Here is a 1,223-nt window from a genome sequence, read left to right as displayed (position 1 = left end):
CTCCGAGGGACCAGTTCCCGAAGGACGCCCGGCGGTCACCGGATCCGTCGCTGGATCCACCGTCGTGCCGGGCACTCCGTCCCCGCCGGCGGGTGAGCGGCCGGGAAAGGAGCGCGGATGCGTGAGGCGCCGGACGGCACCTACCCGGACGGCATCGACTGGGTGCTGTGGTCGGGAACGCTCGGCCTGAGCAGTCCCCTCGAGCATCGGATCGACGCCGCCGTGGCCGGCGGGTTCCACCGGATGTCGATCAGCCCGCTCGACGTGGCGCTGGCCGAGGAGGCGGGCACCAAGCCCCAGGACCTGGGCGGGCGGCTGCGCGACGCCGGTCTCGGCGTCGTCCTCGACGGGTTCATGAACTGGCACGAAGGCGAGCCGATACCGGCGGCCCGGTCCGTCGCCTTCACGGCCGACGAGGTGCTGCGCATGTGCGAGGCGCTGCCCGCCGAGGCACTGACGGTGTTCTCCCGGCCGACCTGCGACCTTCCGCTGGCCGAGGTCGCCGCGTCGTTCGGCCGGCTGTGTGACCGCGCGGCCGACCTCGGTACCCGCGTGCAGCTGGAATTCCTGGCGATGATGGCGATCAGCGACCTGCCGGGCGCCGCGGCCGTGACCGCGGCGGCCGACCGCGCCAACGGCGGCCTGGTCCTCGACACCTGGCACTTCTTCCGCGGCAATCCCGACTACGCGGCGCTGGAGGCGCTCCCGGGTGGGCGGATCTTCACCGTTCAGGTCTCCGACGGGGGAGCCGAGCCGCGGGGGAGCGTCGCCCAGGACACGTTTCACCGGCTGCTGCCCGGCGACGGCTGCTTCGACCTGCCCCGGCTGTTCCGTGCGCTCGACCGGATCGGCGCTCTCGGTTCGCTGGGGCCGGAGGTCATCTCGCCCGCGACGGCGGCCATGGCCCCGAACGAGGCCGCCCAGCTGGCGAGAGACCGGGTACAGGCTCTGATCAACGAGATGTCCGGGACCGCCACGGAAGTGGAGTGAGCAATGGGAGACGACCGCGGAGCCGCGGACTTACGGCACCGGCCCATGACCCCCGTCGCGGCGGGGATCGCATGATCGCGGCTCAGCTGCACGCCTGTGAGGACGTGCGGATCGAGGACGTTCCCGAGCCCGAGCCAGCCGCCGGCGAGGTCAAGATCGCCGTGGCCCACAACGGGCTGTGCGGTACGGACCTGAGCGAGTACTTCGCCGGCCCGCGGGCCTGCACCACCGTG

1 protein-coding gene is annotated in these 1,223 nt (G+C 72.7%); it reads left to right on the top strand.

Features of this window, described 5'->3' with window-relative positions; all coding sequences use genetic code 11:
* Positions 1-117 precede the first annotated feature (117 nt).
* Complete coding sequence (locus tag BL253_RS28925) at positions 118-990, top strand: sugar phosphate isomerase/epimerase family protein (RefSeq protein ID WP_076820479.1); 873 nt, start codon at positions 118-120, stop codon at positions 988-990.
* The last annotated feature ends 233 nt before the right edge of the window (positions 991-1,223 follow it).

The organism is Pseudofrankia asymbiotica (assembly GCF_001983105.1).
GTDB lineage: Bacteria > Actinomycetota > Actinomycetes > Frankiales > Frankiaceae > Pseudofrankia > Pseudofrankia asymbiotica.
The sequence above is the reverse complement of the archived record's forward strand: the minus strand, read 5'-3'. Positions and strand labels throughout refer to the sequence as shown.